This window comes from Halobacillus sp. BBL2006 (assembly GCF_000786645.1).
In the GTDB taxonomy this organism is placed as follows: Bacteria; Bacillota; Bacilli; order Bacillales; family Halobacillaceae; genus Halobacillus.
On record NZ_JRNX01000581.1, the window covers coordinates 1 to 2,609 of the forward strand.

The 2,609-nt window shown below is 40.2% G+C and carries 3 protein-coding genes; all 3 read left to right on the forward strand.

The window, feature by feature from the left end; translation table 11 throughout:
* The coding region (locus LD39_RS16295) for a cell division protein FtsZ (RefSeq protein WP_035549837.1) at positions 1 to 597 on the forward strand (597 nt) is incomplete at its 5' end.
* 469 nt (positions 598 to 1,066) lie between these two features.
* A complete protein-coding gene (gene spoIIGA, locus LD39_RS16300; protein ID WP_035549841.1) occupies positions 1,067 to 1,975 on the forward strand; it encodes a sigma-E processing peptidase SpoIIGA in 909 nt (302 codons plus the stop codon).
* Positions 1,976 to 1,992: 17 nt separating this feature from the next.
* Positions 1,993 to 2,609, forward strand: a 617-nt coding sequence (gene sigE, locus LD39_RS16305) for an RNA polymerase sporulation sigma factor SigE (protein ID WP_035549844.1), incomplete at its 3' end; no start/stop codon positions are given.

Below are 2,609 nucleotides of genomic sequence, written 5' to 3' on the forward strand. Positions count from 1 at the left end.
GAAGCTGATAATGTACTTCGCCAAGGTGTACAAGGTATTTCAGACTTGATCGCTGTTCCAGGGCTGATCAACGTTGACTTTGCTGACGTGAAAACGATTATGGTAGATAAAGGTTCTGCATTGATGGGAATTGGAATCGCTACTGGGGAAAGCCGCGCGGCAGAAGCTGCGAAAAAAGCGATCTCCTCTCCACTTCTTGAAACATCCATTGATGGAGCACATGGTGTTCTGATGAACATTAGTGGAGGCACAAACCTAAGCTTGTATGAAGTTCAGGAAGCGGCAGATATTGTTACTTCCGCTGCAGACCAAGAAGTAAACGTAATCTTTGGCTCTGTCATCAATGAAAATCTGAAAGATGAAATTGTAGTAACCGTTATTGCAACAGGATTTGATGAAGCTCAAATTGCGCAAGGACAACAGAAGAAGCGTCCACAGCCGCAACAACAGCCAAAACCAAACACAGTTGAACGTGCTCCTAGAGATGAACAGCCACGCCGTGAGTCTCCGCAGCCTCAACAGCAAAAAATGCCAAATCAAGAAGAAGATACTCTTGATATTCCGACGTTCTTGAGAAATCGCAATCGTCGTCGCTAATCATTAAAATGTAGACCCACTGTACATATCGTGCAGTGGGTTTTTTGTTGTGCTTTATGAAAGGTTTTTGGATGTAGACTGCTTGACTAATTTCGATATTTCGAATGGAATAGCGCCCTAACATGAATCAAAAATATTAAGATAGAAATAACGTGATTTGACTTGAATGATAAAGTGTCTAAAAGATTAAGTAGTGTTTCAGTTTTTGTATTGTGAATTTTTTTTCACTATAATCATTGATTTTCAGAAAGTTTTCTCTACCGGATGCCTCTCTTTCCCTCACTAGACGTTTCCGCAATTCATTGTCAGCTCAGACGTATAGACTCGACTCATAAGCCTCCCCAAAGCTTCCACATTCATAAAGACATTTTGTTACAAAACTTGCTCGCGAGCGGTTCAGATTATGACAGACTTTTCACGGGGACAGGCTTATACTTTCCTATAACAAGACAAGAAAGGAGAGGGGAAAATTTATCTCGATGCCGTTTGGCTGCTCAATTTTTTGATGGATGCAATGATTCTTTTTCTTACACAGGGAGTAACACGAGCAAAGTCTAAAAAAAGTCGGATGTTCTTAGCTGCTTTTATCGCTTCAGTCATTGTGCCAATCTCTATTTATATGCCTGATTCTTGGTTGACGAGCAGTTTGGGGAAAGTTTTTTATTCAATTCTCATCGTTTGGGTAGCCTATTCGTTTTCCTCTCTTCGAGCCTTTTTTTTTCAGTGGGTAAGTTTTTATTTTATTACCTTCTCTATCGGTGGAAGCATGCTCGGGGTGCATTATTTTCTAGCGACAGAAATCAGCATTCAAGGTGGATCGATCGTCACGTTTTCAGGTGGTTATGGTGATCCTGTCAGTTGGCTGTTTGTCTTTTTAGGTTTTCCGTCCTCCTATTTTTTTACGAAATGGCGGATGGATCAAGTAAGTGTCCATCGAATGAAGCTTGAGAATATTTATGATGTCAGTGTTTGCTGGAATGAGCAGAAAGCGGTGTGTAAAGGACTTGTTGATAGTGGCAACCAGTTAATTGATCCAGTAAGCAGGAAAATGGTATTTCTGGCAGATCCAAGTGTGTTAGGACAGTTAATGGCAAAAGAAGAACTTGATTTGCTTCACGTTGACCAAGTTGTGACGGCAATGGATGAACTGCCTGATCAGATTCAAAAGGCTATCCGGCTAGTGCCTTACTCAGCAGCAGGAATAAAAGGGCAGCTTCTAGTTACGCTTTTAGTTGACTCGATCACTATCGATACACCGGATGGTCAATTGGAGATCAAACAACCGTTAGTAGGGGTACAGCAACAAGATCTGACTCATGATCGTCTTTATCAAATGCTTATTCATCCACACGTGATGGTAAAAGGAAAATCAGCGTAAAGCCAAGGGGGATATTTATGATCAAGTGGTTTTTCAAAGCGCGGCTATGGCTCTATAGAGCTCTCATCAAACTAGGTATTAAACAGGATGAAATTTACTACATTGGTGGGAGTGAAGCCTTACCGCCTCCACTTTCCAGAGAGGAAGAAAAAGAGCTTTTAGAGCTTCTTCCAAAAGGAGATAAAGCAGCAAGAGCGATGCTGATCGAAAGAAACCTGCGTTTAGTGGTCTATATTGCTCGAAAATTTGAAAACACGGGACTTAATATCGAAGACTTGATTAGTATAGGTACTATTGGTTTGATTAAAGCGGTGAATACTTTTGACCCAGAGAAAAAAATCAAATTAGCTACTTATGCATCACGATGTATTGAAAATGAAATCCTCATGCATCTTAGAAAAAGTAACAAGCTTAAAACCGAAGTGTCGTTCGATGAGCCATTAAATGTCGATTGGGATGGAAATGAGCTTTTATTGTCAGACATTCTAGGAACAGAAGAGGATTTAATTACAAAAGGCATTGAAAAGAAAATCGATAAAAAGTTACTAAAAACAGCTTTGGAGCAGCTTAATGACCGGGAAAAGCAGATCATGGAATTACGTTTTGGATTGATAGGGAAAAAAGAAAAAACACA